Annotated in this window: 21 protein-coding genes; 8 read left to right on the top strand and 13 right to left on the bottom strand. The window is 44.1% G+C overall.

What is annotated here, in order from left to right; translation table 11 throughout:
* Positions 1 to 23: 23 nt before the first annotated feature.
* From AAEY79_RS12690 to radC, 3 genes are all read right to left on the bottom strand, one after another.
* The gene (locus AAEY79_RS12690; protein ID WP_352288611.1) at positions 24 to 392 is read right to left on the bottom strand and encodes a cation:dicarboxylate symporter family transporter; all 369 of its coding nucleotides are present in this window, start codon (positions 390 to 392) and stop codon (positions 24 to 26) included.
* Between the two features lie 525 nt (positions 393 to 917).
* Positions 918 to 3,824 carry an acyl-CoA dehydrogenase gene (locus AAEY79_RS12685; protein ID WP_350587914.1) on the bottom strand — a complete coding sequence of 969 codons (2,907 nt, stop codon included), beginning with the start codon at positions 3,822 to 3,824 and terminating at the stop codon, positions 918 to 920.
* Positions 3,825 to 4,586: 762 nt separating this feature from the next.
* The gene (radC, locus tag AAEY79_RS12680; protein WP_025652310.1) at positions 4,587 to 5,270 is read right to left on the bottom strand and encodes a DNA repair protein RadC; all 684 of its coding nucleotides are present in this window, start codon (positions 5,268 to 5,270) and stop codon (positions 4,587 to 4,589) included.
* A gap of 128 nt (positions 5,271 to 5,398) precedes the next feature.
* Between radC and coaBC the strand changes: the two genes are divergently transcribed.
* Positions 5,399 to 6,784, top strand: a complete 1,386-nt coding sequence (coaBC, locus tag AAEY79_RS12675) for a bifunctional phosphopantothenoylcysteine decarboxylase/phosphopantothenate--cysteine ligase CoaBC (protein ID WP_352288608.1) — start codon at positions 5,399 to 5,401, stop codon at positions 6,782 to 6,784.
* A gap of 40 nt (positions 6,785 to 6,824) precedes the next feature.
* Positions 6,825 to 7,613: a sulfite exporter TauE/SafE family protein gene (locus AAEY79_RS12670; RefSeq protein ID WP_101212235.1), complete on the top strand. Its 789-nt coding sequence runs from the start codon at positions 6,825 to 6,827 to the stop codon at positions 7,611 to 7,613.
* Positions 7,614 to 7,695: 82 nt separating this feature from the next.
* Here AAEY79_RS12670 and AAEY79_RS12665 read toward each other — a convergent pair whose 3' ends face one another.
* The 4 genes from AAEY79_RS12665 to AAEY79_RS12650 form a co-directional block, all read right to left on the bottom strand.
* Positions 7,696 to 7,902 carry a DUF2905 domain-containing protein gene (locus AAEY79_RS12665; protein WP_025652313.1) on the bottom strand — a complete coding sequence of 69 codons (207 nt, stop codon included), beginning with the start codon at positions 7,900 to 7,902 and terminating at the stop codon, positions 7,696 to 7,698.
* A gap of 70 nt (positions 7,903 to 7,972) precedes the next feature.
* Positions 7,973 to 8,887 (bottom strand): histone deacetylase, encoded by a 915-nt coding sequence (locus AAEY79_RS12660; protein WP_201577040.1) that lies wholly within the window; start codon positions 8,885 to 8,887, stop codon positions 7,973 to 7,975.
* A gap of 219 nt (positions 8,888 to 9,106) precedes the next feature.
* The gene (locus AAEY79_RS12655; protein ID WP_201577037.1) at positions 9,107 to 9,928 is read right to left on the bottom strand and encodes a YbjN domain-containing protein; all 822 of its coding nucleotides are present in this window, start codon (positions 9,926 to 9,928) and stop codon (positions 9,107 to 9,109) included.
* A gap of 63 nt (positions 9,929 to 9,991) precedes the next feature.
* A complete protein-coding gene (locus tag AAEY79_RS12650) occupies positions 9,992 to 11,029 on the bottom strand; it encodes a hypothetical protein (RefSeq protein WP_352288604.1) in 1,038 nt (345 codons plus the stop codon).
* 133 nt (positions 11,030 to 11,162) lie between these two features.
* On the opposite strand from AAEY79_RS12650, the gene ccmA reads away from it, so the two are divergent.
* From ccmA to ccmE, 5 genes are all read left to right on the top strand, one after another.
* Positions 11,163 to 11,792, top strand: coding sequence for a heme ABC exporter ATP-binding protein CcmA (gene ccmA, locus AAEY79_RS12645; protein ID WP_352288601.1), 630 nt, complete (start codon positions 11,163 to 11,165; stop codon positions 11,790 to 11,792).
* A 64-nt stretch (positions 11,793 to 11,856) separates the two neighbouring features.
* Positions 11,857 to 12,594 (top strand): heme exporter protein CcmB, encoded by a 738-nt coding sequence (locus tag AAEY79_RS12640; protein WP_227523265.1) that lies wholly within the window; start codon positions 11,857 to 11,859, stop codon positions 12,592 to 12,594.
* 218 nt (positions 12,595 to 12,812) lie between these two features.
* Entirely contained in the window at positions 12,813 to 13,601 is a 789-nt protein-coding gene (gene ccmC, locus AAEY79_RS12635) for a heme ABC transporter permease CcmC (protein ID WP_201577031.1), read from the top strand.
* A gap of 44 nt (positions 13,602 to 13,645) precedes the next feature.
* Positions 13,646 to 13,867 (top strand): heme exporter protein CcmD, encoded by a 222-nt coding sequence (gene ccmD / locus AAEY79_RS12630; protein WP_025652320.1) that lies wholly within the window; start codon positions 13,646 to 13,648, stop codon positions 13,865 to 13,867.
* Positions 13,868 to 14,109: 242 nt separating this feature from the next.
* The gene (gene ccmE, locus AAEY79_RS12625; protein ID WP_025652321.1) at positions 14,110 to 14,610 is read left to right on the top strand and encodes a cytochrome c maturation protein CcmE; all 501 of its coding nucleotides are present in this window, start codon (positions 14,110 to 14,112) and stop codon (positions 14,608 to 14,610) included.
* A 98-nt stretch (positions 14,611 to 14,708) separates the two neighbouring features.
* Here the strand turns inward: ccmE and AAEY79_RS12620 are convergent, their stop codons facing one another.
* Complete coding sequence (locus AAEY79_RS12620) at positions 14,709 to 15,557, bottom strand: aldo/keto reductase (RefSeq protein ID WP_025652322.1); 849 nt, start codon at positions 15,555 to 15,557, stop codon at positions 14,709 to 14,711.
* A gap of 264 nt (positions 15,558 to 15,821) precedes the next feature.
* Between AAEY79_RS12620 and AAEY79_RS12615 the strand changes: the two genes are divergently transcribed.
* Positions 15,822 to 17,051, top strand: coding sequence for an MFS transporter (locus AAEY79_RS12615; RefSeq protein WP_265088698.1), 1,230 nt, complete (start codon positions 15,822 to 15,824; stop codon positions 17,049 to 17,051).
* Between the two features lie 172 nt (positions 17,052 to 17,223).
* Here the strand turns inward: AAEY79_RS12615 and AAEY79_RS12610 are convergent, their stop codons facing one another.
* From AAEY79_RS12610 to AAEY79_RS12590, 5 genes are all read right to left on the bottom strand, one after another.
* Positions 17,224 to 18,186, bottom strand: a complete 963-nt coding sequence (locus AAEY79_RS12610; RefSeq protein ID WP_201565515.1) for a MetQ/NlpA family ABC transporter substrate-binding protein — start codon at positions 18,184 to 18,186, stop codon at positions 17,224 to 17,226.
* Between the two features lie 168 nt (positions 18,187 to 18,354).
* On the bottom strand, positions 18,355 to 19,011 hold the full coding sequence (locus AAEY79_RS12605; protein WP_407074201.1) for a methionine ABC transporter permease: 657 nt from the start codon (positions 19,009 to 19,011) through the stop codon (positions 18,355 to 18,357).
* A gap of 49 nt (positions 19,012 to 19,060) precedes the next feature.
* The gene (locus AAEY79_RS12600) at positions 19,061 to 19,831 is read right to left on the bottom strand and encodes a methionine ABC transporter ATP-binding protein (RefSeq protein WP_201565514.1); all 771 of its coding nucleotides are present in this window, start codon (positions 19,829 to 19,831) and stop codon (positions 19,061 to 19,063) included.
* Positions 19,832 to 20,102: 271 nt separating this feature from the next.
* Positions 20,103 to 22,322, bottom strand: coding sequence for a sensor histidine kinase (locus tag AAEY79_RS12595; protein ID WP_352288596.1), 2,220 nt, complete (start codon positions 22,320 to 22,322; stop codon positions 20,103 to 20,105).
* Between the two features lie 174 nt (positions 22,323 to 22,496).
* Complete coding sequence (locus AAEY79_RS12590) at positions 22,497 to 23,219, bottom strand: response regulator transcription factor (RefSeq protein ID WP_025652328.1); 723 nt, start codon at positions 23,217 to 23,219, stop codon at positions 22,497 to 22,499.
* Between the last annotated feature and the right edge of the window lie 160 nt (positions 23,220 to 23,379).

Below are 23,379 nucleotides of genomic sequence, written 5' to 3'. Positions count from 1 at the left end.
ATGTCAGATTGAGTAGTCATTGCTTATTCTCCAGTTAGTGGATTATAAGCAGTTACACAGTTTTTAGGAAACTCCCCAATGGCTGTCGCAATGGCTAATGCTGTCGTCATCATATAGATCATAAAGGTTTTGGTACCAATACGACCCAGCAAACGGATGTCACCAATCCCGCAAACTCCGCAAATCAGTGAGATTAACACCAAAGGTACAACCAACATTTTGAGCGAGTTCACGAACAGTTTACCGATAATGGCAAGGAAGCCATTGGTAATGTACGTATTAACAAAACTGCCTTCAGCGTTTAGCCCTGAATAGTTTATAAATAAACCCAGTACGATACCGAGTATCATGGCAACAATAATCTTGCCCGTTAGTCCCATATTTTTCCACATAACCTCTATCCTTTTATATGCAACGCTCAGTAGTCAGTACGGCAATAAATCAATACATTTATGATTGTTGTCTCAACGTCTGATATTGTTACGTCTATATTAATTTGTTACTTAGTGTCAGACTTTTTGACAATATAAAATAATTGTTAAGGGTACTGCAAGATTTTTTTATGATTTAAATAACGTGACATTAGCGATTTTTTCCGTTTCATTTATTCTTTCGTGCTCAAAAAGACGTAAAATTGAGAAGATTTGTATGGGTTTTTATGAATATAATCGGTAATTATTTGAGGTGAAAAAAGCGAGACCGTCTGAAGTAGACGGTCTCGCTTTTTTAAGTGATATGGTTGATTTAAATAGCAATTTAACGTTCAAGGTTAAGTGAGATTAGTAGGTATAAGTCATATTGATTATAAATAGTTGCTTGTCAGTATTTTTAAGTGACGTTCAACAGACCCTAATTTCTTTCAACCTTAGTCTTTTTAAACATAAGCCCCTTTAAACATAAGCCTCTTTGATTACCATTTAAGCTTTATCGTTTTCATCACGACGGAGACCATCTTGCCATTTACTGTCCTTGGCTTCCTCGGCTCTTTCGGCTATTGTCTTGGTCGAGGTTAAGTCTGAATGATTAGGCAAATCAGAGTCTGCTTTATCAAGGCTATGATTGTAGCTCATACGCTGATTCAGAGTCGACTCGGCGTCACGATAACGAGGATCTAGCGCTTCTGCCTCTGGATTAGACTCATCAAAATCCGCTTGCCCGCGTATTTCTTCGACAGTATTTTGCTCATCTACCATTTTTACATCGCCATCACTTTCATAGCCGTGATCAGGATTGGCATCGCCCGTTTGCTCTTGAGTATCCGCCGCTGCAACCGTATTATTGGTCGCTGTGCCATTTCTTGCTTGGGCATCATTTTTTAGTTGCGCATAATCAGTCAGCTTGTGCACAGCATTTTCTAAGCTATGAGGGTTTTCACGCTCTTGTGCTACCTCAAGATGCTCATCGAACACATCTGTCAATAATGAATCGAAGCGTAGACCATTATATCTAATCAGTTGCTCCGCTTCTTCTTCAGTGATATCACCGCTTTGACTAGCATTGACCACATGATCTTCGAACGTCAAGCCTTCGAAGCTGTCTTTATGCTCCGCTTTTTTGAACTTCTGCCACAATGGTTCGACTTCAAGTAGCGTCTGATAAGCGTGCTCCATACGACCGCTGACATCATCAGGTAAGGTATTATAATAGACCATGGTTTTGAGGTAATCACGGAACGGGTTGGCTTCATGATCATCCATAAAGACATCACCCAGTTTGGTTTTTAACTCATCGCTCGCTGGGGTAAAGATACGACCACTTGGGAATGTCACAAAGCTCACAACACCAGCCGCCATACGATTCGGGAAGTTGGCAAAGAAAGAAACAAAGGCTTCTTGAATGGTATAGAGGCTATTCTGTAGCGCGACCTCGGCATGTAAACGTTCGGCTTCTGATTTGCTGCCATGCTCATAAAACTGCAAGATAGCCGTCGCAATGAATAAATGACCATGAATATCTGCCAAACGGCCAGAGAGCATCTCTTTGCGCTTCAAGTCACCTGCCAATAATCCTAATGCCATATCTGCTGTTAAGGCAAAGCTGGCACTTAAGCGGTTGATATGTTTGTAATAAGGGCGAGTAAAGTCATCGACAAAGCTTGGCGCATCGTTGCTACCACCGACATAACCTGCGATAAAGGCTTTTGCCCCGCGGTTAAAGGTATAGCCTAAATGTTTAAAGAACAACGTATCAAATTCTTTGAGCGCCGATTCTTTGTCTTCGCTCTGTAGAAGTTGTAATTCGTCAAATAGATACGGGTGACAACGCATAGCCCCTTGACCAAATATCATCAATGAACGCGTCAATATGTTCGCGCCTTCTACGGTAATAGATACCGGAATGGACTGATAAGGAATGGCCAAAAAGTTACGTGGACCCATCTGCACAGCACGCCCACCAACGACATCCATACCATCATTGACCACACTACGCATGGTTTCTGTCGCATAGTATTTTGCCATTGCAGTCATTACTGATGGCGTACCACCTTGGTTAAGACCACAGGTAACTAAGTGGCGAAAGGCTTCTAGCATATAAGTATTACTGGCCATACGACTCGTAGCGTCTTGCACGCCTTCAAATTTACCGACTGAGATTTTGAACTGTTCACGAACCTTGGCAAACGCGCCAACAGACAGATAAGTCATCTCACTGGCTGAGGTAGATAACGCTGGTAAGGAGATACCGCGGCCCACACCCAAACATTCCATCAGCATGCGCCAACCGCGTCCAGCGTTTTCAACGCCACCGATGATGTAATCCAACGGGATAAAGACGTCTGTACCATCGACAGTACCATTCATAAATGGCGAGCCGATGGGGTTATGACGAGGTCCTGTGATGACCCCTTCGTGGCTGGCAGGAACCAACGCACAAGTAATGCCATAATCGGTCTTATTGGGGTCACCAAGCAAACCTTCAGGATCGTGCATTTTGAAGGCCAAGCCAACCACGGTAGCGATAGGGGCCAAGGTAATCCAACGCTTAGAAAAATTCATGCGCAAACCAAGCATTTGCTTGCCTTCGTGAGTTCCGTAGCACACCACACCAGTATCAGGAATCGCGCCAGCATCAGAACCTGCTTCGGGGCCAGTCAGACCAAAACAAGGCACTTCTTCGCCTTTGGCTAAACCGGGTAACCAACGCTGTTTTTGCGCATCCGTACCATAATGCATGAGCAGCTCACCAGGGCCGAGCGAGTTCGGGACCATACAGGTCACAGCAGCGGTCGGCGAACGTGAGGCGATTTTACTCATCACCCGACTTTGTGCATAAGAGGTAAATTCAAGACCTCCGTACTCTTTCGGAATGATTAATCCTAAGAAACCGTTTTCTTTAATGAATTTCCATGCTTTAGGAGACAGCTCTTTATCATCATGATGGATTTTCCATTCATCAATCATGGCGCACAGCGTCTCTACCTCATTATCGATAAAGCTTTGTTCTTCTGCAGAGAGCTGTGGATAGGGATAATTGGCAAAGGTATCCCAGTTCGGTGCACCCATAAACAGCTCTTTTTCCCACCAGCTAGTACCAGCATCTAGGGCTTCACGTTCCGTATCACTCATGCTAGGCATGGCACCCGCAAGTGCCTTGTAAACAGGCTTGGTCAGCAGTGACTGACGCAGAGGCGCGACAAGCAGCACCAGACACAATAGCAATATCGGTATGCCCAAAATGAGCGACCATGGACTGATAATAGCGGTCACGACCACAGCAATAATGGCGACTATACTACCAGTGACGCGCGATAAAGACAGCAAAAATATGGCCAAAACCGTGGCTAACTGTATGATTACTGCCAAAATAAATAAGCCAACTGCCATGACTGTCTCCTTGGTAAAACCTAACTGGAAAATGGGGTAAAACTCAGAAAAAAATTATATTGAGAAAGCATCTTATTTAAGATCAGGGGTTTAAATCAATTAACGGGAAATCAAAACCCTTTTAAAACAAACAATGTCATTAATTATATAACCATGCTATTAAAAACTAAAAACCTATTGGTAAACAAACTTATAAACGTCTATCACAACATCATTTCGACTCAAAGCACTGTTCTTGAGTCAAAAAAAAGTAGGATAAAACAAGCATTGCTGACCATTAGAAATATACGTTTGATGCTCTACAAAAACTAATGAATCAAAATATAAATAACTGAGCGAAAGTTAGCTACCAATATGAAATAGTTAATGATAACTATCAATAGCGAAAATGCTATTCTGTGTCGATAATATGTATCAACTACTAGGGCGTGTCCTCAATTCAAGCGATTGTATCTACATGGGCTAAAAATGGCTAAATTTTGCCAAACATCGTCAAATTGCTGATTAATATCCCGATATTATTTGCGCTATTTTCCTCGTTTGAGGGCAATTTATCTCATTTTTATGACCATTTTTAAAATGAGGACACGCCCTAGATATATCGTCAATAAACCAGCGCTATAATTGGTTTAACACAACTGGAGCTCCATTCTCAAAGCATTACGGTGTTAATCTCGCTTGAATGATGGCCTATAAATCTTTACTCGCCTTTTTTGTACCTGAATTATCTTGAACCGACTATAGAACTAATTATATTTTCGACTAACCGAAGGGCGCTAAGCAGCTTTCGGCATAAGATAATGTTTCATTACGTCCAACGATGATGTGGTCTACCAAGGATAAATCTATCAAATCACAGGCTTTTTTTAGCTCGTAGGTCAATAGGTTATCTGCCGTTGAAGGAGTCGCATCAGTATGCGGATGATTGTGCGCGACGATTAATTGACCAGCAGCGTGACTCAACGCGTGACGGAGTACGTGCTTGATACAGACCGAGCACGACGAGATGCCACCAGTAAACAGTATTTCAAAGTTTAGCAGATTTAGCGCATTGTCTAAGCAAAGGACGGCAAAGACTTCACGATGCTCACCGCGCAATTGGGTGCTGATATAGTCCTTGACGACTTGTGAGCGCCCAAGCGCTTGCCCTGTCTTTAGCTTACTGTCTAAATAACGCGTACCCATCTCAAGCGACGCCAGTATCTGTGCGTACTTGGCAGGACCGATACCATGACAAGCAAGCACGGTCTGTGCCGGCGCTGCCAATAGCTCGGCAAGACTACCGAACTCATCGATCAAATGACGCGCCAGCTCGATTGCCGACTGCGACTGGGTGCCAGTGCGTAAGAATATCGCTAATATTTCAGCATCCGTTAAGTGAGCGGCGCCAAATTTCAGCAGTTTTTCTCGAGGTCGATCATCTTCATGCCAGTCTTTAATCGCCATTGTCACTCCTTAATGGGGGATGAATGCTAGATATATGATATAAATGCGGAAAACCTTACCCAACTTATCTCATAATTGTTACTATAAGCGCAATTTTATCTTTCAACTTTTTTATTGATGCCACGCTTATGTCCAATATTGTGCTCGCTATCACCGGCGGTATCGCCGCTTATAAATCCGCTATCTTTGCCCGTCTGCTCATCAAGGCAGGCTTTGATGTGCGTGTCATTATGACCACAGGCGCACAGGCCTTTATCACACCGCTGACGCTGCAGGCTTTGACAGGTAATGAGGTGCATACCTCTTTGCTGGATGAGCAAGCCGAGGCGGGGATGGGTCATATTGAATTGGCCAAATGGGCGGACTTAATCGTCATTGCGCCAGCGTCTGCCAATACACTGGCGCGTCTGGCAATGGGCATGGCAGATGATCTGTTGACGACCGTGTGCCTAGCAACGACGGCACCAGTCATTATTGCTCCAGCGATGAACCAGCAAATGTGGGCGCATCCAGCGGTGAATCTTAACGTCCAAACCTTAAGTGATATGAATTACCAAATTATACAGCCCGCCAGTGGTGAACAAGCCTGCGGTGATGTGGGGGCAGGGCGATTGCCCGAACCTGAGCAGTTATTGGCTGAGGTGTTGTTATTTAATGCCATGCAAACCACGCCGCAATTATTGGCAGGTAAAAGAGTGGTGATTACTGCTGGACCAACTGTCGAAGCGATTGATCCGGTACGCTATTTGTCCAATCACTCTACCGGTAAAATGGGTTTTGCTTTAGCGCGTGCTTGCGTGGCCGCTGGTGCAGACGTGGTTTTGATTGCGGGTGGTAAAGTAGTACTGTCCACACCGCTTAATGTCACCCGTATTGATGTGTTGTCCGCGCAAGAGATGCTGATTGTCGCACAGCAATGTGTGGAAGGTACGCATAGTGCGCTACAGTATATCTCTGAAGATGAGCATGATCATTCACACGAACACTCACACGAAGATCATCATGCTCATCACCACGGTGACTGTGATTGCGGCGATGAGCACGATGTTGATGCCATGGTTACCAATGATAGCGTGAGAGTCGCAGATGTCTTTATTTCGACGGCGGCGGTTGCTGATTATCGTACTGAAGAGGCTGCCCCGCAAAAGATTAAAAAAACCCAAGATGCCATGACGCTGAGCTTGGTCAAAAATCCTGATATTTTAGCAACCATTTCGCTTGCCCATCCAGCGCTATTTGTCGTCGGCTTTGCGGCAGAAACGCAAGATGTCGAGCGCTATGCTCGCGGTAAACTGATATCTAAAGATCTAGATTTGATTGCTTGTAATGACGTGTCGCGTGCAGATATTGGTTTTGCCAGTGATGACAATGCGATGCAAGTGTTTTTCTCTGAGCGCTATAAGAATGAAGCAGTAACGCTAGAGAAAGCAAGCAAAGATAAAATAGCTGAGCAGTTGGCCAGTATTATTGGTAAAGCTATCTGGCAGCGTCACAATGCACAAGACACGCCCTAGTTATGCTTTCGCTAATGTCGCTATTAGACACTAAATACTGATGGCAAATATGATAGATAGCGATAGCACCCAGACGTTATTGCTGATTGTGATTTTTGCGCTGGCATCATTGCTGCACGGGATTAGCGGTCTGGGTGTGACCTTGGTGACCACCACTGCGCTTGCCAGCATCTATCCGTTGCCACACGCCATTGTATTGGTGATATTCCCGTCATTATTGCTTAATGCAATGACTTGGCTGGCGGGTGGTGGTCGCACTATTTGGCAAAACTTTATCTATTACGGCAGGCGTTATTGGCTGCTCGCTTTAACTAGCCTGCTCGGTAGTATTTTGGGCGCGAAGCTCTTGCTATGGGTCGATAGCGCTTATATTTTATTGGTATTGGCGGCTGTCATTGGCTTTTATGTGATCAGTGCGCTACTCGGTAAGCAAATTCGGCTACCTGCTACCAAGCCTGTGCTGATTATCGTTGGACTGAGTGCTGGTATCATTGGCGGCGCGACCAATGCAATGTCGACCATATTGATGATGTATTTACTGTCTGCCAGCGATGATAAAAACACCGTCGCCAAAGTCGGCAACATGTGCTATTTCTTAGGAAAAATTGCCCAAATCATTGTATTGCGTGAGCCTATTATGGCGCTGAGTAGTGGTGAATGGCAGCTGATTACTTTGCTGAGTGTTTTATCTATTGTCGCGCTTTTAGTCGGTATCCGCCTGCGTCGTTACTTACCGCAAGCACGCTTTCGTCAGCTTATTTTATTAATTTTGACCGTACTTGGGCTGCGCGTGGGTTGGCAAGGAGTTACGGCATTTTTATCAATCTAAGCAGTTTGCGGTGTTAGTTAAGTTTTAGATTTTAGGTCAAAGGTATGCTTGGCATGTCGTCACTCATATTTGCGCTGGTGATTTAACGATTAAACAAATTCAGTAAGATGGTAGCGACGATGCTAATTACTATCATGGTAACGACCGGAAAATACACGCGTGTATTGCCTGATTTGTGTTTAATATCTCCTGGCATGTTGCCTATCCACGAAAACGCACTGGGAAACACCAGCCAAATGATTCCGATAACAATGAACACAGTGCCTATACCAATCAATATTTTTGCCATATAAAACCTCGCTAACTTTCTGACGTTTTTTCATTTTGTCTTAAGCATCGATATGCGACAAAGTCACTATTTAAACCGCCTTACCAAAATAAAGCTGCTGCGCCACTCGAAAAGTATTACAGTGCGCTTCAACCACATCTTCAATATCTTCTGAATAGCCACCACCCATGACGATGGCAACGGGGATGTTGGCGGCTTTTGCTTGACGTAACACATATTCATCACGCGCCTTGCAACCAGCTTGTGTCAATCCAAGCTTACCCAGTTTATCGGTCGCCAGTACATCGACCGCAGACTGATAAAAGATCATATCTGGTGCAACGTCGCTAATTAAGCGCGGTAGCGTGTCCTCTAATATCTGTAAATACTCAGCATCACCAGTATCGTTGGCAAGTTCAATATCTAGGTCAGATAGTTCTTTGCGAAATGGATAGTTCTTGGCGCCATGCATACTAAACACAAAAACCCGTGGCTCATTTGCCATAATACTAGCATTGCCATTGCCCTGATGGACGTCTAAATCGACCACCAAAATCTTTTGCGCCTGTCCACGATTTAATAATAAATTACTCGCGATACAAACATCATTAAACACGCAAAAGCCCTCGCCATGATCGGCAAATGCATGGTGCGTACCGCCGGCGACATTCATCGCCACGCCATATTGCTGAGCATAAAGCGCACATTCATAAGTCGCATGGGCAATATGACGACCACGATCGACTAAAGCTTCAGTCATCTCAAAGCCGATAGGGCGTGCTTCCTTGCGCGGTAAGGTTTGGGTTTTAAGCTTATACCAATAGTCTGCCGTATGAGTGGTCAAAATCTCCTCTTCGCTTAATCGCGCAGGCGCAAAGAAATTATCGGTACTGATAGTGCCTTCAGCCAATAAGCGCTCAGGAATCATCGTATATTTTTGCATGGGAAAACGATGCTTGTCAGGTACGGAATAACGAAAGACGTCGGAGTAAGCAATTTTTAGCATAATGTTTAAGTGTGTCGGTATTTAAGAGGTGATAAGGTGTTTTTAGAAGGTTTTTTATTAAGCGTGATAAAGGGGTAGAAAATAGACGAATGACTGATTTATATTTTGCTAAACTCTTTAAGTTAAAAGGCTTTTTTAAGTTAATAGACTTTCTAAATTAAAGGGCTTTTGTAAGTTAAGAGATTTTCTTAAATAAACTATTTTTTAACTTAAGCATCTTTATTGGACAAACTGAGTCGGCAAAAAGAAGGTGCGTGAGTCGGATTGTTGACGCAGCTCTGTTAATAACGTTTGCATATCTTCAGCGGGATATTGGTTATTGAGTAAATCACTAAACAGCTCATTCGCTACCGTGGTCATGGCAATGACACTTTGTAGTAAATGCTCGATGATTTCGTCATTAATACCAATAGTTTCGACATCGATGGCATGCTTGTAGCGTATCTCGCCATCGTTGATATCCATTTCTAGATTGCCAATCAGCATGTCATAATTGATTTGAGTAATCAGTAACATCGCTGCACTTTGATGACTCTCTGGTATCAAAAATGGCAAAATTCCATAGACCGCTAGCAGCTTGTTTTTCTCTTGCACCCGAAATAGGTAGCCACAGTTCAGTTGTTTATGCCGCATTCTTAAGGATAAGTGATGCGATTGCTGACTGTCACTGCTTCTGGGTCGATAATAGGTATATTGCCACTGATTATTACTAAAGTACTGTTTTAGACAGTCGACGATGGACGTTTCATTGGTTTCTTGCTGCGATGCTTGCAAATTCGCTTGAGCTTGCGAGCGCTCGCTATCATGATTATTATCACGGTGACTGGTCAAACTGCCAGTAGAGTCAGCCGTATTTGCCTCATCGCTATTACGAGTATTGGCGCTCGAGATTCCTGCCTGCATCATATCAAGATCAATATCATCGTCAGCCGCTGCTGCCTGTGTTGGCATTTTTGCGCCATGGATAATAGACTGCGGTGCTGAAGCAGTCAGTAGCCGTTTGAGTTTTTGCCACAAGCTGAGTTTATTACGTTGACTCATAGGTATTGTGTTGACATATAAATGGATGATATTGAAAAATGGCCGATAAGCAAAAACAGTCAGTTAGTTATTATTAAACACCAAACCCTCTTTGATAGTGGGCTGCGCATAAAATGCTTGCAACATCTCACCTATATGCGCTGCCAACCACGGACTTTCAAGCGCATCGTATACGATGGGCAGTAGGGCACTACTAAATTGCGTCATGGCTTGCTCATCTATATATAAACTCGCGGCCACCGTTGCCATGCTATCGCCATAATGGTTGGCATACCACGTATCGATACTGGCTGACACGAGGCTGTGCAGATAAGGCGACATACGCAGACGGTTGTAGCTCTGTTGAATACTGGCTTCAATATGATCGATACTACTATTGCCAGGCTCATCAGTTAAATAATTTTGCAGTTGGCTAATGGGCTGATCTTTGATTCTTGCCCAACCGCTTACTAGCAACCGAGCGACTTCGTCATTTGATAAGTGCTCTTGGGCATTGGCTTCTGCACGACGTGCTAAGTCTTTAATATTACGGTGCAAATACGTTTGCAGTTTTTCATCAAGGTTTCTATTGGTCGCCTTTTCAAAAGAGCTGCGCCCAAATTTCATCAGTTTACCAGCAGCGCCTGCTTTATCTAGCGTGGTTTCCATAAAGTCGTTGATCGCGTGATAGAGCGTTTGCGTCAGCAAATCTGCAAAAGTCTCGTTGCCGACTAGCGTATGAATCAAAACATTACGCTGCTGCTCATGGCTACCCACATAATCGGCTAAGGTCTGCACTTGAGTGTCATCTACCAGCTCAGACAACGGCACATTGTCATTGACCGGATGATAAATAATCGTATGCAAGATATCGCGAATATCTTTACGTATCACATCCGTCATCGGTTGGTTCAGGAGCCAGTCGTTGATCAGATGTTGCAAATCATCGGCGCTGACATATTTATTCAATGGCTGGGCAGCAAACCACTGCCAAGCCTCTATGCTCAGTGGTTCTGCTTGCGTGCGTAACCATTGCTGCATAAAGGCAACTTGTGCCTCGATTAAGCTGTCTATTGTTAGCGCTGGCGTATCTAAATGTTGGCTATCTTTTGAAGTCTGCATAGGTTTTGAGGTCATAGTTATCGACAATTTGTTATACTGTGTGGTTGGGGTAAGCATAAAGTATTATGCCACGAACATGATATTTGTTGGTGATGAATATTGACTGCCGCTTGATAAATAATACGAGGTTTGAATGACAGCTCTGACTACCGCCTTACTTACGCTTGATGAGCTGACCGTTCAGCGCGGTGAAATCCCTCTATGTGAAGGCGTTGCGCTCGATTTACCTGCGGGCAGTATTTGTCACTTGATTGGTGCTAATGGCACAGGCAAAACGACGCTACTGATGCAGCTGGCTGGATTGTTGCCGGTGCTGAGCGGTGAAGTGTATTATCAAGGATCTGCAAGTTTACCTATTCAGCCTTTGTATGTGTCGCATCAGTTGGGTATCCATCCAAATCTGACGGTCGCACAAAACCTCACCTTTCTGTTGAATTTATACGGCATCAGCCCAAGTGTTGCTGATATCGATGACGCCTTAGCTTGGGTCGGACTGCAAGGCTTTGAGACGATTAGCTCAAGCCATTTATCGGCTGGGCAAACGCGCCGTATCACCCTGGCAAGGTTATATTTATTGACGCCGGACGTGACCCCGTTATGGTTACTCGATGAGCCTTTTACCGCCCTTGATGTCGATATGGTGGCACGGATGGAAGACAGGTTGCGCGATTTTGCCACGGCTGGTGGTGGCATATTGATGACCAGTCATCAGGCTGTCGGCGTCGCCAATCAAGTGCTCGATTTGTCCGACTATATGGTTTGAATGTTGTTAGCATAAGTGTGATAAGTAGTATAAGTGTGCCAGTCATCCGTGGAAGAGCGAATAAATGATAGAAATAGACGAGCCAGTAGACAAGGTTAATACAAGCTCAAACGTTAGCGTATCACCTGCGCGCGCTATCAGCTTTAGGCAGTTATGGCGGCGCGAGTGGCACGTGAAGCAGCAAGGAGCGGTACAATGGTTGTACCCTTTGGTACTGTTTTTAGTGATTATCACCTTGTTTCCGCTAGCCGTTGGTAGCGAACCTGCGCTGTTACAGCGTCTTGGGGTCTCAGCGGTGTGGATTGCTGCTCTATTGTCACTAGTAATGGGTGTTGATGGCTTATTTAAGCCCGCTCTTGATAATGGCACACTGGCGCAATTGGTTGTTGCCAAAGCGTCGCTGCCGTTATGGGTGCTCATCCGCCTAGTCATCCATTGGATTTTTAGTAGTGGCATTGTGGCAGCGCTTAGTTTACTTGCCGTGCCTTTGTTTCAGCTTAGCTGGTTTGAGGCGTGGATATTGATGGCGTCTATTTTGACCGGCAGTCCAATGCTCTTGATGCTGTCAGCAGTGGCAAGTAGTTTGACGCTGTCATTGAAGAATGGTGCAGTGCTAGTGCCTTTGATCGCCTTACCAATGCAATTGCCGGTGTTGATTTTTGCCACAGGAGCAGTGGATTTATTTGCCACTGGTCTTAATGGCTTACCGATACTGGCATTATTATTGGCAGGTAGTATTATTTCAGTGTTGGTGATGCCATGGGTGATTGCGATGACCTTAAAAATGTCATGGCTCAATTAAACAGTAGACTTTCTGTACTATCAACACCCAGTCGTTTAAACCCAATGTATTAACAGCATGTTGAAAACTGGCAACTTTGCTATAATAGCCAGCTAACTAAGTAAACAATCACTCGTAGATTCTATCCAGTGTTTAACGCCGGCAGGTTGACAGGTAGTCGCGCCCATGATGCGCTATATCGGTTACAACCAATACGCTGTGCCAATAGGTTTATTCCCATGCCCAACCTGAATAACATCTCATCTCCTAGCCTGTGGCAGCGCATCTGGCAGGGCTTTTTGACCACTGTGGGTACCAAGCAGTTTTTTCGCATTTTTTCGCCTTGGGTCAAGTGGCTGGCAATATTAGCCACTATTTGTCTTGTGATCGGTAGCGTCTGGGGCCTCGCTTTTGCGCCGCCTGATTACCTACAAGGTAATAGCTATCGCATTATCTTTATTCACGTACCCGCTGCCAGCATTGCCATTTCTATCTATTTTGCCTTAGCAGTGCTCGGGGTCATTTTTTTGGTTTGGAAAATTAAGACGGCTAGTCTTGTGGCGCAGGCGCTTGCTCCGCTAGGATTTTTGCTCTGTGTGATTAGCTTGATTACGGGTTCTATTTGGGCAAAACCGACGTGGGGCACTTACTGGGTTTGGGATGCGCGTTTGACCTCTATGCTCATTTTGGCATTTTTGTATGCGGGCATCATGGCCCTGTTTGCCGCGTTTGAGCATACTGCCAATCGTGGTAAAGCTGCCGCTATTTTGTCTATTGTTGGCGCAGTAAACTTGCCTATTATTAAGTATTCGGTACAGTGGTGGAACACCTTGCATCAAGGCTCGACCTTTACTCTAACCGCCGCGCCCAAAATGTCTGCAGATATGTGGATGCCATTATTACTAATGATTGTCGGTAGTTATTTATTGGTCGCGACGTTAGCGATTTATCGTACCAATACGCTTATCTTGTATCGTGATCAAGGCAAAGCGTGGGTCAAAGAGTATATTCGCGGGCAAGCCAAATGACGGCAATGACTGTCGTCAAAACAAATAACGGCTAGGAAAATATTATGCAGCCTTACTTTTATAGCGTATCTGAGTTTCTCGCCATGGGTAAGCATGGTGTTTTTGTCTGGTCGTGCTGGGCCATTACCGTTGGCATGATGCTGGCTTTTGTTATTTATAGTCGCAGGCAACGACAGGCTTTAATCAAGCAGCTGACTATTCAGCAAGCGCGGCAAGCACAGCGTACGGCTAAAACTCCTAATTCTAAAACTAAGCAACCGATGTAAAAAATATTTTAATATCATAACTTTAGCTCACAAAATTATGATCTCTCAATTGTAAAGATATGACCCCGTCAGTTGCTAGGGGCTTATTGATTTATGCGAAAAATGCTACCATATAGCCATTAGAAGAGTACGATTAGAAAGACATTTTTAGAACGTTTTTCTAATGGTAGTTTCTTTAATATTTTCTGTTTTATAGACTGTCTATATTCTACAAAACAGCGACTCATCAATGAGGTAGTGGTATGAACGCAGTTCGTCGCAAAAAACTGATGTGGGTTATGTTTACGCTTGCAGGGGCAGCGATAGCCGTGGTGTTGGTTATTTATGCTATTGGGCAACAGACTGATTACTACTTTGATGCTACCGCGATTGCGCAAGGTGAGGCACCGCAAGACAAGCGTATTCGTGCTGGTGGTATGGTAGTCGCGGGTAGTGTTCAACGCGCCGAAGACAATCCATTGAACGTTGAGTTTGCCATCACGGATTTTCAATCGACCGTACCTGTGACCTATCAAGGTATTTTGCCAGATTTATTTGCTGAAAACTCAGGTGTCGTCGCTACCGGTAAGATGCAAGGCGACATCTTTGTGGCTGGTGAAGTATTGGCCAAGCATGATGAAAACTATATGCCGCCAGAGGTGGCCAAATCGATGAAAGAAAACAATCGGAGCGTCGCAGTGCCTTCTTCTGAGCAATATAACCCTGCTGAGCCGATACATGAAACCAAAACGCTTCAACAATAGTGGTTGCGAATACCAATAAAAAAACCACCGACTTGCTCGGTGGCTTTTTTTGTTTAGTAAATTATTAATTGATTAAGTATATAACGATTTTACGTCAATCAATCATCCCACTCAGGTGAATAATCAGGATGTTCGATTTTACGTCCATCACTACTGGCAAGTTTGCCAATTTTCTCTAGTTCCTCTGCACTCAAATGCACCTTCATTGCATCCAAGTTACCTTGTAAGTGGTCAGGATTAGACGTCTTTGGAATAGCAACGCGGTGCTTGTCTGACAGAATCCAAGCCAACGATACTTGTGCAGGCGTGATGTTATGCTTATCAGCGATTTCTTTGATAACCTCATTGTCAAACACATCACCGCGTGCAAGTGGCGAATAAGCTTCAAGTAGAATATGGTGATTGTTCAAAAAAGTTTGCAAGGTTTTTTGCTTAATAAAGGGATGAAACTCAACCTGATTGACCACAATCGGCACATCTGCATATTTCTTGGCTTCAATGATATTGGCAATATTAAAATTAGAAACCCCGATATGGCGCGTCAAACCTTGCTTTTGCAACTCGCATAGTGCTGGGATTGTCTCAGATAGTGGTACGCGGTCGTCAGGCCAATGCAAGAGTAGCAGATCCACATAATCGGTATCTAAATTCTCTAATGAGCGTTTTGCTGCTGCCATGAGTTTTTCTGGCTCAAACTTCATATCATCAGGGAAAATCTTTGTGGTCAAAAAGAATTTATCACGAGCGACGCCCGATTGCTTAATACCTTGACCAACCTCGAATTCATTACCGTAAGCTTGGGCGGTATCGATATGTTCGTAGCCCATCTTAAGACCTTGGCTAACGACATCGATACAGTCTTGCCCCGTTGACTGCCAAGTGCCCAGTCCTAATACTGGAATGTTGGCTTGTCCTGCGGTACGAATATTATACTTTTTAGCATGCATATTATTATCCTTGTTATTTGTGTGATTTGTTAATAGAGGACTTATCAAGAGAGCGATTACTCATGAATATTATTGTCTCGACCTCTATACAGCCCAACCACTATAGAAAAAAGCAGGCTGAAGTGAAAGGGCGAGTGACGGTTTCCTACAAAGGACAAACAGGCTGTAACGTCATTTTAGAGATGGTTAGGTGTTTATGGACGGAATTATTAATAAAGGAAGATTACCTAATCTTCTGAACACTTCATTCAACTAGGAGAGGATGTGGCTATTTTTTCAGAAATCACTCATTCAAAAGACGGTCTGGCAAAAACCAATAGCACCGGACAAAATCCTCTTTCTTGGTTTATCTTCGGTCTTATGGCCAGCGTTACTTTTATCGGTATACTCTCAGAGCTGATGCCTTCCGGTATTTTGCCACAAATGACTGTAGGTCTTGGTATTGAACAGACCCAAATTGGATTTTTGGTCGGTATCTATGCACTGGCATCAGCGATTTTTGCCATTCCACTCATCAGTATGACGCTGTGGGTCAATCGAAAGATTCTCCTTATGGCTTTATTGACAGGTTTTGCTGTCTCTAATATCGTCGTCGGCCTCACTTCTTCTTATTCTCTCATCGTGGTCATGCGTATTTTGGGTGGTATCTGCGCCGGTATTATGTGGCCAATGATTGCAGCCTACGGTACTGCATTGGTGCCCGAGAATATGCAGGGTAAGGCGATTACTATTATTATGGCGGGTAACACCTTTGGCGTGAGTCTTGGGTTACCGATTATGACTTTTATTGGTACGCAAGTAGGGTGGCGCACATCGTTTATCGTGCTTGGTGTACTAGGTGGGGTCATTGCACTATTGGCGATGAAATTCTTACCATCCGTAAAAGGTGAAAAGCTGACGCAAAGCAATTCGCCAATAGCGGTGCTAAAAATATCTGGGGTCTGGATAGTCTTAGCCCTCACTTTCTTGGCAGTCGTCGCGCATTACAGTACCTATACCTATATTACGCTACTGGTCGAAACCATAGAGTTTGTCGGTGGTATCAGCTTAGCGCTGTTGATTTTTGGCATTGGTTCTGTCATCTCAGTCATACTATCGGCCAAGATTATTGACACCCATTTACGGGGTTTAATCGTTGGGATGTTGGCTTGCGGTGCTATGACGATGCTGCTGTTTTTCTTCTTTGGCGGGACTAATGGGTTTGCGCATTTTGCCTTTTTACTGTGGGGCTTAGCATTCGGACCTTTGGTCACGATGTTTCAAACAGCCGTTAGCCATCAGGTCACCGAGGCAAAAGCTATCGCCACGTCAGTACAATCTAGTGTGTTTAACTTTTCAATTATGATTGCGACATGGTTGGCGGGTTTGATTTTGGTGCACCTGCCAGAGACAGGTGTTTTCGGCATTGTATATCTGTCTATTCTTTGTTTTGTTCCGGCCATTATTATTACGGTAATCTCTAAAAAAACCTTAGATACGCCTACTTTCCACTGACTATAGAATGCAGACCATAAAAAATACCCATTACTTATAAGTAATGGGCATCTTTGTATTTATATTTCGGCTTGTTAGCGCTATTCGTTGATATGAATGAATACTCTTTAAATATCTAAAAATTTAATGACTAAGTTATCAACTATTAATCTATCAATTACTAAGCTATCAACTATTGAGCAGCTGCTTCGGTAGTAGGTGCTGTCGTGGTAGCGACGGCCTTATCGGTAGCCGCATTTTCACCCCAAATTTTTGGGTACTTGTAACCTGGGAAGCTATCATGCGCATACTTTTTAAAGGCTTCTGAGTTATAAGCAGCCGTCACGTCTTTGACCCATTTTTTGCCTACATCTGCAGATTTAACCGCTGACCAGTTGACATAAGCAAAGCTTGGCTCTTGGAACAGCGCTTCGGTCAGTTTAATACCAGAATCAGTGGCATAGTTACCATTAATCACTGCAAAGTCAACTTCATCACGGGCGCGTGGCAATTGCGCCGCTTCTAATTCAACAATTTTGATATCGTATTTACTGTTATCAGCGATGTCTGCTTTTGACGCTGTCAATGGATCTACATTGTCTTTTAGAGTAAGCCAGCCAAGGTCGCTCATCATCACCAACGCACGCGCAAAGTTACTTGGATCGTTCGGTGCAGAGACGCTCATGCCTTTATATACATCATCGAGGCTAGTCTTTTTGCCTGAATAGATGCCAAGAGGCGCCGTTGGTACTTGGAATACTTCAACCAAATCAAGGTTGTTTTCTTTTTTGAAAGTATCTAGATAAGGCTTGTGCTGAAAGATGTTGATGTCCAAGTCGCCTTCAGCCAATGCCAAGTTAGGACGTACATAATCCGTAAAAGGAATCAGTTCAACTTCGTAACCTTGCGCTTCTAGCGAGCCTTTCACTTGGTTACGTACCATATCAGCAAAATCACCTTCGGTCGTACCGATGACGATTTTGGTATGGTCAGGATCGATGTCGCTAGCAGCCGTTTCAGCCGTTGAGCCTTCGGTAACGGGCTCTTTGGTCGCTTCTGGTGCTGACGAGTTGTTGCAACCAACTAAGACTAGGCCTGATACGCCAACCGCAGCAAATGCCGTCGCCAGTTGACGGCTAATATCTGTTAATTTCATAAAATTTCCTTATTAATACATGGGATTGGGTAAGATAGTTATCGTCTGAGCATTAAAAAAGCAACATTCTAATGTAGTAATGCTGCTTTCTTATGAGCTGAGACAAGGATTAATTACTGCCAAAAATAACCCTAGTCGCTGACAATGTCAAGTATTTGCTAAAGCGGTTTAACGTTTGTCTAAACGCGTCGCCAGCCAGTTACCAGAGGCTTGAATAGATATGACCATAATCGATAGCATAATGACAATAAAAATCATCACCTCTGTCTGATAACGATAGTAGCCGTAACGAATGGCCAAATCACCCAGACCACCGCCACCAATCATACCAGCCGCCGCTGAATAAGACAGCAGACTGATACAAAGGATGGTCACGGATAACACCAAACCTGAGCGCGCTTCATTGAGCAATACTTTGATAATGGTAAAGGGACGAGCGCCCATAGACTCTGTCGCTTCAATGATACCGCGTGGTACTTCTCGCAAGTTTTGCTCGACCAAGCGGGCAAAGTAGAATGAACCTGCAATCGCTAGTACCAAAGAGGCAGCGATGGGGCCAATACCTGTGCCGACGATAGCCTTAGTAAATGGGCTCATGGCTATCATCAAAATAACAAACGGAAAGGCGCGCATAAAGTTGGTAATGCCGCCCAGTATGCCGTAGAGGGTTTTGTTTTGCAAAAACTGCCGATCGCTCGACAAAAATAAGAATATTCCGAACAGTCCGCCGATTACAATCGCGACTGTCGTTGAGATACCAAGCATAATGAAGGTATCAATAAACGCCTTTACAATCTCTTTGCGTAGCAGCAATAGCTTGTCGATTGAGGCGGATAATTCAGCACCAGTTAACATATGTATTTCTCCTGCCTCATTAGTCTTCGTGCACTAAGCCTTTGCCAATTGGTGTAGTGGCCTGAATCAGACCATCGCGAATATCTGCCACTTCAAGTAATTGCCCTTGGTGTAATAGCGCCGCACGATGGCACAGCCTACGAATGACGCTCATCTCATGAGTCACGATGACAATAGTGACGCCGAGTTGCTCATTAATATCACGTAGACAAGTCAGCAGACTTCGCGTCGTCGCTGGATCAAGGGCGCTGGTCGGCTCATCAGCCAATAATACTTTGGGGCTGGGCGCAATCGCGCGGGCGATACCAACACGCTGTTTTTGTCCGCCCGACAGCTGCGCCGGATAGTGACCAGCGCGATCGGTTAAGTCTACAATCTCAAGACAATCCATCACTCGCTTGTGAATATTGCGACGCGGATAGCCAGAAACCATCAAGTTAAATGCGACGTTATCAAAGACGGTGCGATTGGACATGAGGTTAAATTGCTGAAAAATCATACCAATGTTGTGACGAGCGATACGCAAATCACTAGCGGACAAGGTGGTCAAATCCGTCCCATCTATCACCACTTGACCTGAATCTGGGCGTTCGAGCAAATTAATTAAGCGCAAAAGGGTCGATTTCCCAGCACCTGAATAACCCATCAAACCAAAAATCTCACCTTGTTGAACAGACAACGAGGTCGGTTCGACAGCGGTAAACCAATGCGGCTTGCCGTCTTTGTCTTTGATTGATCGGTCGCTTAAAAAACTTTTGGTCACATCGTTTAAGACAATCATGTCACTCATGGAGGGCTCAAAATTCAATAGGTTTATGATGGTTATAGAAAAATTAGACTGCAGTGTACCTATGGCAGCGCAAAATCGGATATTTGCTAGCATTAACAATGGTAATAAGGGGCAGTAATATAGCATATTATGCAATGTTTTGGATATGCACATCCGTGACTTGCTTATGACTAATGGCTATTAGCTCTAAGAAATTTGAAAAATGTAAATGGCGGGGTGCAAAGGGCGTGAGTACTCAGAAGGATGACGATAAAAGAGGTACAGCCATATCTTAATTATTATTGTCGTGGTAGTTGTAATGAGGATCTTGCTTTACGGGTATAACGACCAAAAATCTGGTGTGGCCGTTAATAGTATCGGTCACGATATGCCCTTGGTGAGCAGTAGCGATTTGTGAGACCAAGGATAATCCCAAACCTGAGCCTTTGTTCTTTTGCTGCAAGCGCACGAATGGACTGAATACTTCCTCGCGTTTGTCTTTAGGAATGCCTTCGCCTTCATCAATAACCGCCAGCACGGCGTATTTTGGTAACGGACGTATGGGTTCGGCTTTAGACTTTTTGATATGTTTGGTAAATAGATTCTCTTTACGCGCGGCAATCGGCGCGTCACTCTCATTTTGGGTGTTGGCTTTAACGTCGTCTTTGCTAGCAGTTTTATCCGTCGCGAGTTTATCAGTTTTTCGAGATTGACCATTGCTAGTTAGCAACGCATCGTTGGCTTTACGAGCTCCTTCGCTATTAACGGTCATTTCATTATCGTTATGAGTTTCCGCAGATTTTTGGACGTCTTCTTCGTTATCCGGCACGGCTCTCCAAATAACCTTTTTAATTTTTTCAGTCAAATCTGTGGTAAAGCTTTGGTAGTTGGGGATTAGTGATGCTTCAGGATTAATAGCAGTGGTATCGTCAGTGAGTATAGGATTTTTAGCAGTATTTTCTTTCACTTTTGCATCTTTACTAGCGTCTGTTGCTGAGGGGCTAGTTTCTAACCCCTTTATATCAGCGTTGCCCATAACATCAGTGCTTTCAGCAATGATATCAGTGACATCCGCATTTGAAGCGTCAGCTGCAGCATCGTTACTATCGAGCGCAAGGTTTTCACCATTTCGATAAATAGGCGGCGCCGGTAATATCACAACCATCTCTGCTTTTTCTTTCTCAGTATTGGTTATATGAGAGTCGTCAGAAACCTCGCCTGGTTGTGTTGATGTTTGCAGCGCTAAGTTATCGGACTCGTTTGATTCGTAATAATGCTCAAAATCCGAACGGTTATAATCAGCAAAGCTACTAGAAACCAACGTTTGCAGTAAATAATCTGGAACGGTATCGGCTTCGTCAATAGTCTGAACGCCATAAATTAGCACGGTAACGGGTGGTTTACCATGTAACATAGCATTGGTCAAAAGGTTGCGAATAAGATGGGTCAACATCGGTGCCTGACCATCGATGACGATATGCTCACCAATCAAAGTGGCTTCAGGGTAATGTTGGCGTTCTTGATTCACTAAGTCATATAAGTCCAAATGCTCGACTTGCTGCATGACATGACCGGCATCTAAGCGACTGACCAATAAGATACTTTCAACCAAGTCATTAAGCCCTGATAAATCACGGTTGATCGCTTGCGCGCGTTTGTCAAATTTCGCTTTGGTATCCATTGGCATCGCATCCGCCAGCATATCCATCATCTCGATTTGTAGGCGGATACGGGTAATCGGCGTCCGTAGCTCGTGAGAGGCATGCGCCAAGAGCAGATTGTTGGCATTAATAAGATGCTCGATTTTTTGCGCCGCTTGGTTAAATCCGCGTGCTAACGAGGCGATTTCATCACTGCCGCGTGCATTGACCCGTACCGTAAAGTCACCGTCCCCCAGTTGGGTCATCTGTTGGCTCATCTGATTGATACGCCAAGTCATGGTGCGAGCAATTAGCCATAGAACGCCTGCCATAATCAAGAGCAGCAGTAGGGTGCCAGTAAACAAATTTAAGGCAGCGGAAAGTACGGGCTTTTTGGGCGGCAAGCGCGATTCGTACAGCAAGGTATAACCAGTGCTGCTATAGACTTGAGCTTGCTTGGTAGGGGAGGTGTCTGCAAAAGAAGGAAAAACTTGTGAAAACAAAGAAGGCGTGGGTGGCAGAACTAACGGCAAGTCACTGTTGTCAGTCTGCATGAGCAACCGACCTTCATTATCGTATAAGCCCATCTTTGCTTGTAAAGATTCATCAAAAATATCAAAGCTTTTTTTGACCACCGCCAGCATAAAGCGTGACTGTAAATGGTTGTCCTTACTAATGGCGATATTTAGCTCATGTAAGAAGGGATCGATTTGACCTAAAATTTGGGTAGCCAATACTTCTGAGCGGATACCTGCATCTTTGTCATGCACGAGCTGTGTCAATAGCACCATGGCGACCGCAAATAAGATAAGTGCCAACATGACGCTAGCAAATAACTTAGCAAATACGGAACGAAAACCCAATTGCTGCATTAAATCATCTCTATTATCAGAGGCTCATATCGATTCATATCTTGCCATTTATAGTATTTAATAAATATTTGTATGGTTTAATAAAAACAATGGCGACTGGTTTGCCACGATAAGTGTCTCGATAAATCAAATCAGCCGCCATCATCAACTATCTAGGAATTTAGCTATTTAGGACTATACCTGATCGGTCGCGAACTGATAACCGACGCCACGTACGGTAATAATACGCTTTGGCTGACGTGGATTGTCTTCAATCAGCGCACGCAAACGCGAGATATGAACATCAATCGCGCGATCAATATTGTCCGAGCTGTCATCATTCGGCATAGCCTGCCATAACTGCTCACGATTCAATACTTTACCAGAATGGGTGGCAAAGTAGTGCAACAATTGAAACTGATGCGTCGTCAAACGCACAGGTTGCTCATCAATAGTCACTTCATGGCTATCAGGGAACACGCTGAGACGACCAAAAGTCAAGCTGTCCGATTGGCTATCTGCTTGGTTTGGCTGCTCGTGACGACGAATGACCGCGCGTATACGGGCCAAGAGCTCACGTGGCTCGAAGGGTTTTGCGATGTAGTCATCAGCACCCATTTCTAGACCCAATACACGATCGGTAGTGTCGCCTTTGGCCGTTAGCATGATAATCGGCACTTTGTTGGTCATATTATTTTTGTTGCCACGTATCTTTTGACAAACTTGCATACCATCCATATCAGGTAGCATTAAATCAAGCACGACTAAGTCAATATCGCGCTCTTTGGTATCTAATAACTCCAGACCCTCTTGACCAAGTCCTGCATGATGGACGTCATAATAATTCATGGTCAGATAATCACTAATTAACTCTGCTAGATCTGGATCATCTTCAATTAACAAAATCTGCTTACTCATGGCTTGTCCTCTAGTTGTTGTTATGGTTTGTCAAGAAATCGCTTTTTATTAAAATTCTAGCGCGCCTCGATATTTACGTTAATTTAAATTCAGGTTATTTTAAAGGTAAGTTGTCATAAATTGATAGGGTTCTGAACCATAAGACAGTCACCGTTAAGAT

Source organism: Psychrobacter sp. GW64-MNA-CIBAN-0177 (genome assembly GCF_040309585.1).
GTDB classification, from domain to species: domain Bacteria; phylum Pseudomonadota; class Gammaproteobacteria; order Pseudomonadales; family Moraxellaceae; genus Psychrobacter; species Psychrobacter okhotskensis.
This window is presented reverse-complemented; position numbering and strand designations above follow the sequence as displayed.

Bases quoted from the DNA above. Each gene is read 5' to 3' on its own strand.
- AAEY79_RS12685 (WP_350587914.1), bottom strand. From the start codon at position 3,824: ATGGCAGTTGGCTTATTTATTTTGGCAGTAATCATACAGTTAGCCACG.
- ccmA (WP_352288601.1), top strand. From the start codon at position 11,163: ATGACAGCTCTGACTACCGCCTTACTTACGCTTGATGAGCTGACCGTT.
- AAEY79_RS12600 (WP_201565514.1), bottom strand. From the start codon at position 19,831: ATGAGTGACATGATTGTCTTAAACGATGTGACCAAAAGTTTTTTAAGC.
- AAEY79_RS12690 (WP_352288611.1), bottom strand. From the start codon at position 392: ATGTGGAAAAATATGGGACTAACGGGCAAGATTATTGTTGCCATGATA.
- coaBC (WP_352288608.1), top strand. From the start codon at position 5,399: ATGTCCAATATTGTGCTCGCTATCACCGGCGGTATCGCCGCTTATAAA.
- AAEY79_RS12595 (WP_352288596.1), bottom strand. From the start codon at position 22,322: ATGCAGCAATTGGGTTTTCGTTCCGTATTTGCTAAGTTATTTGCTAGC.
- AAEY79_RS12655 (WP_201577037.1), bottom strand. From the start codon at position 9,928: ATGAGTCAACGTAATAAACTCAGCTTGTGGCAAAAACTCAAACGGCTA.
- AAEY79_RS12640 (WP_227523265.1), top strand. From the start codon at position 11,857: ATGATAGAAATAGACGAGCCAGTAGACAAGGTTAATACAAGCTCAAAC.
- ccmC (WP_201577031.1), top strand. From the start codon at position 12,813: ATGCCCAACCTGAATAACATCTCATCTCCTAGCCTGTGGCAGCGCATC.
- AAEY79_RS12610 (WP_201565515.1), bottom strand. From the start codon at position 18,186: ATGAAATTAACAGATATTAGCCGTCAACTGGCGACGGCATTTGCTGCG.
- AAEY79_RS12670 (WP_101212235.1), top strand. From the start codon at position 6,825: ATGGCAAATATGATAGATAGCGATAGCACCCAGACGTTATTGCTGATT.
- AAEY79_RS12620 (WP_025652322.1), bottom strand. From the start codon at position 15,557: ATGCATGCTAAAAAGTATAATATTCGTACCGCAGGACAAGCCAACATT.
- ccmE (WP_025652321.1), top strand. From the start codon at position 14,110: ATGAACGCAGTTCGTCGCAAAAAACTGATGTGGGTTATGTTTACGCTT.
- AAEY79_RS12665 (WP_025652313.1), bottom strand. From the start codon at position 7,902: ATGGCAAAAATATTGATTGGTATAGGCACTGTGTTCATTGTTATCGGA.
- AAEY79_RS12650 (WP_352288604.1), bottom strand. From the start codon at position 11,029: ATGCAGACTTCAAAAGATAGCCAACATTTAGATACGCCAGCGCTAACA.
- ccmD (WP_025652320.1), top strand. From the start codon at position 13,646: ATGCAGCCTTACTTTTATAGCGTATCTGAGTTTCTCGCCATGGGTAAG.
- AAEY79_RS12590 (WP_025652328.1), bottom strand. From the start codon at position 23,219: ATGAGTAAGCAGATTTTGTTAATTGAAGATGATCCAGATCTAGCAGAG.
- radC (WP_025652310.1), bottom strand. From the start codon at position 5,270: ATGGCGATTAAAGACTGGCATGAAGATGATCGACCTCGAGAAAAACTG.
- AAEY79_RS12660 (WP_201577040.1), bottom strand. From the start codon at position 8,887: ATGCTAAAAATTGCTTACTCCGACGTCTTTCGTTATTCCGTACCTGAC.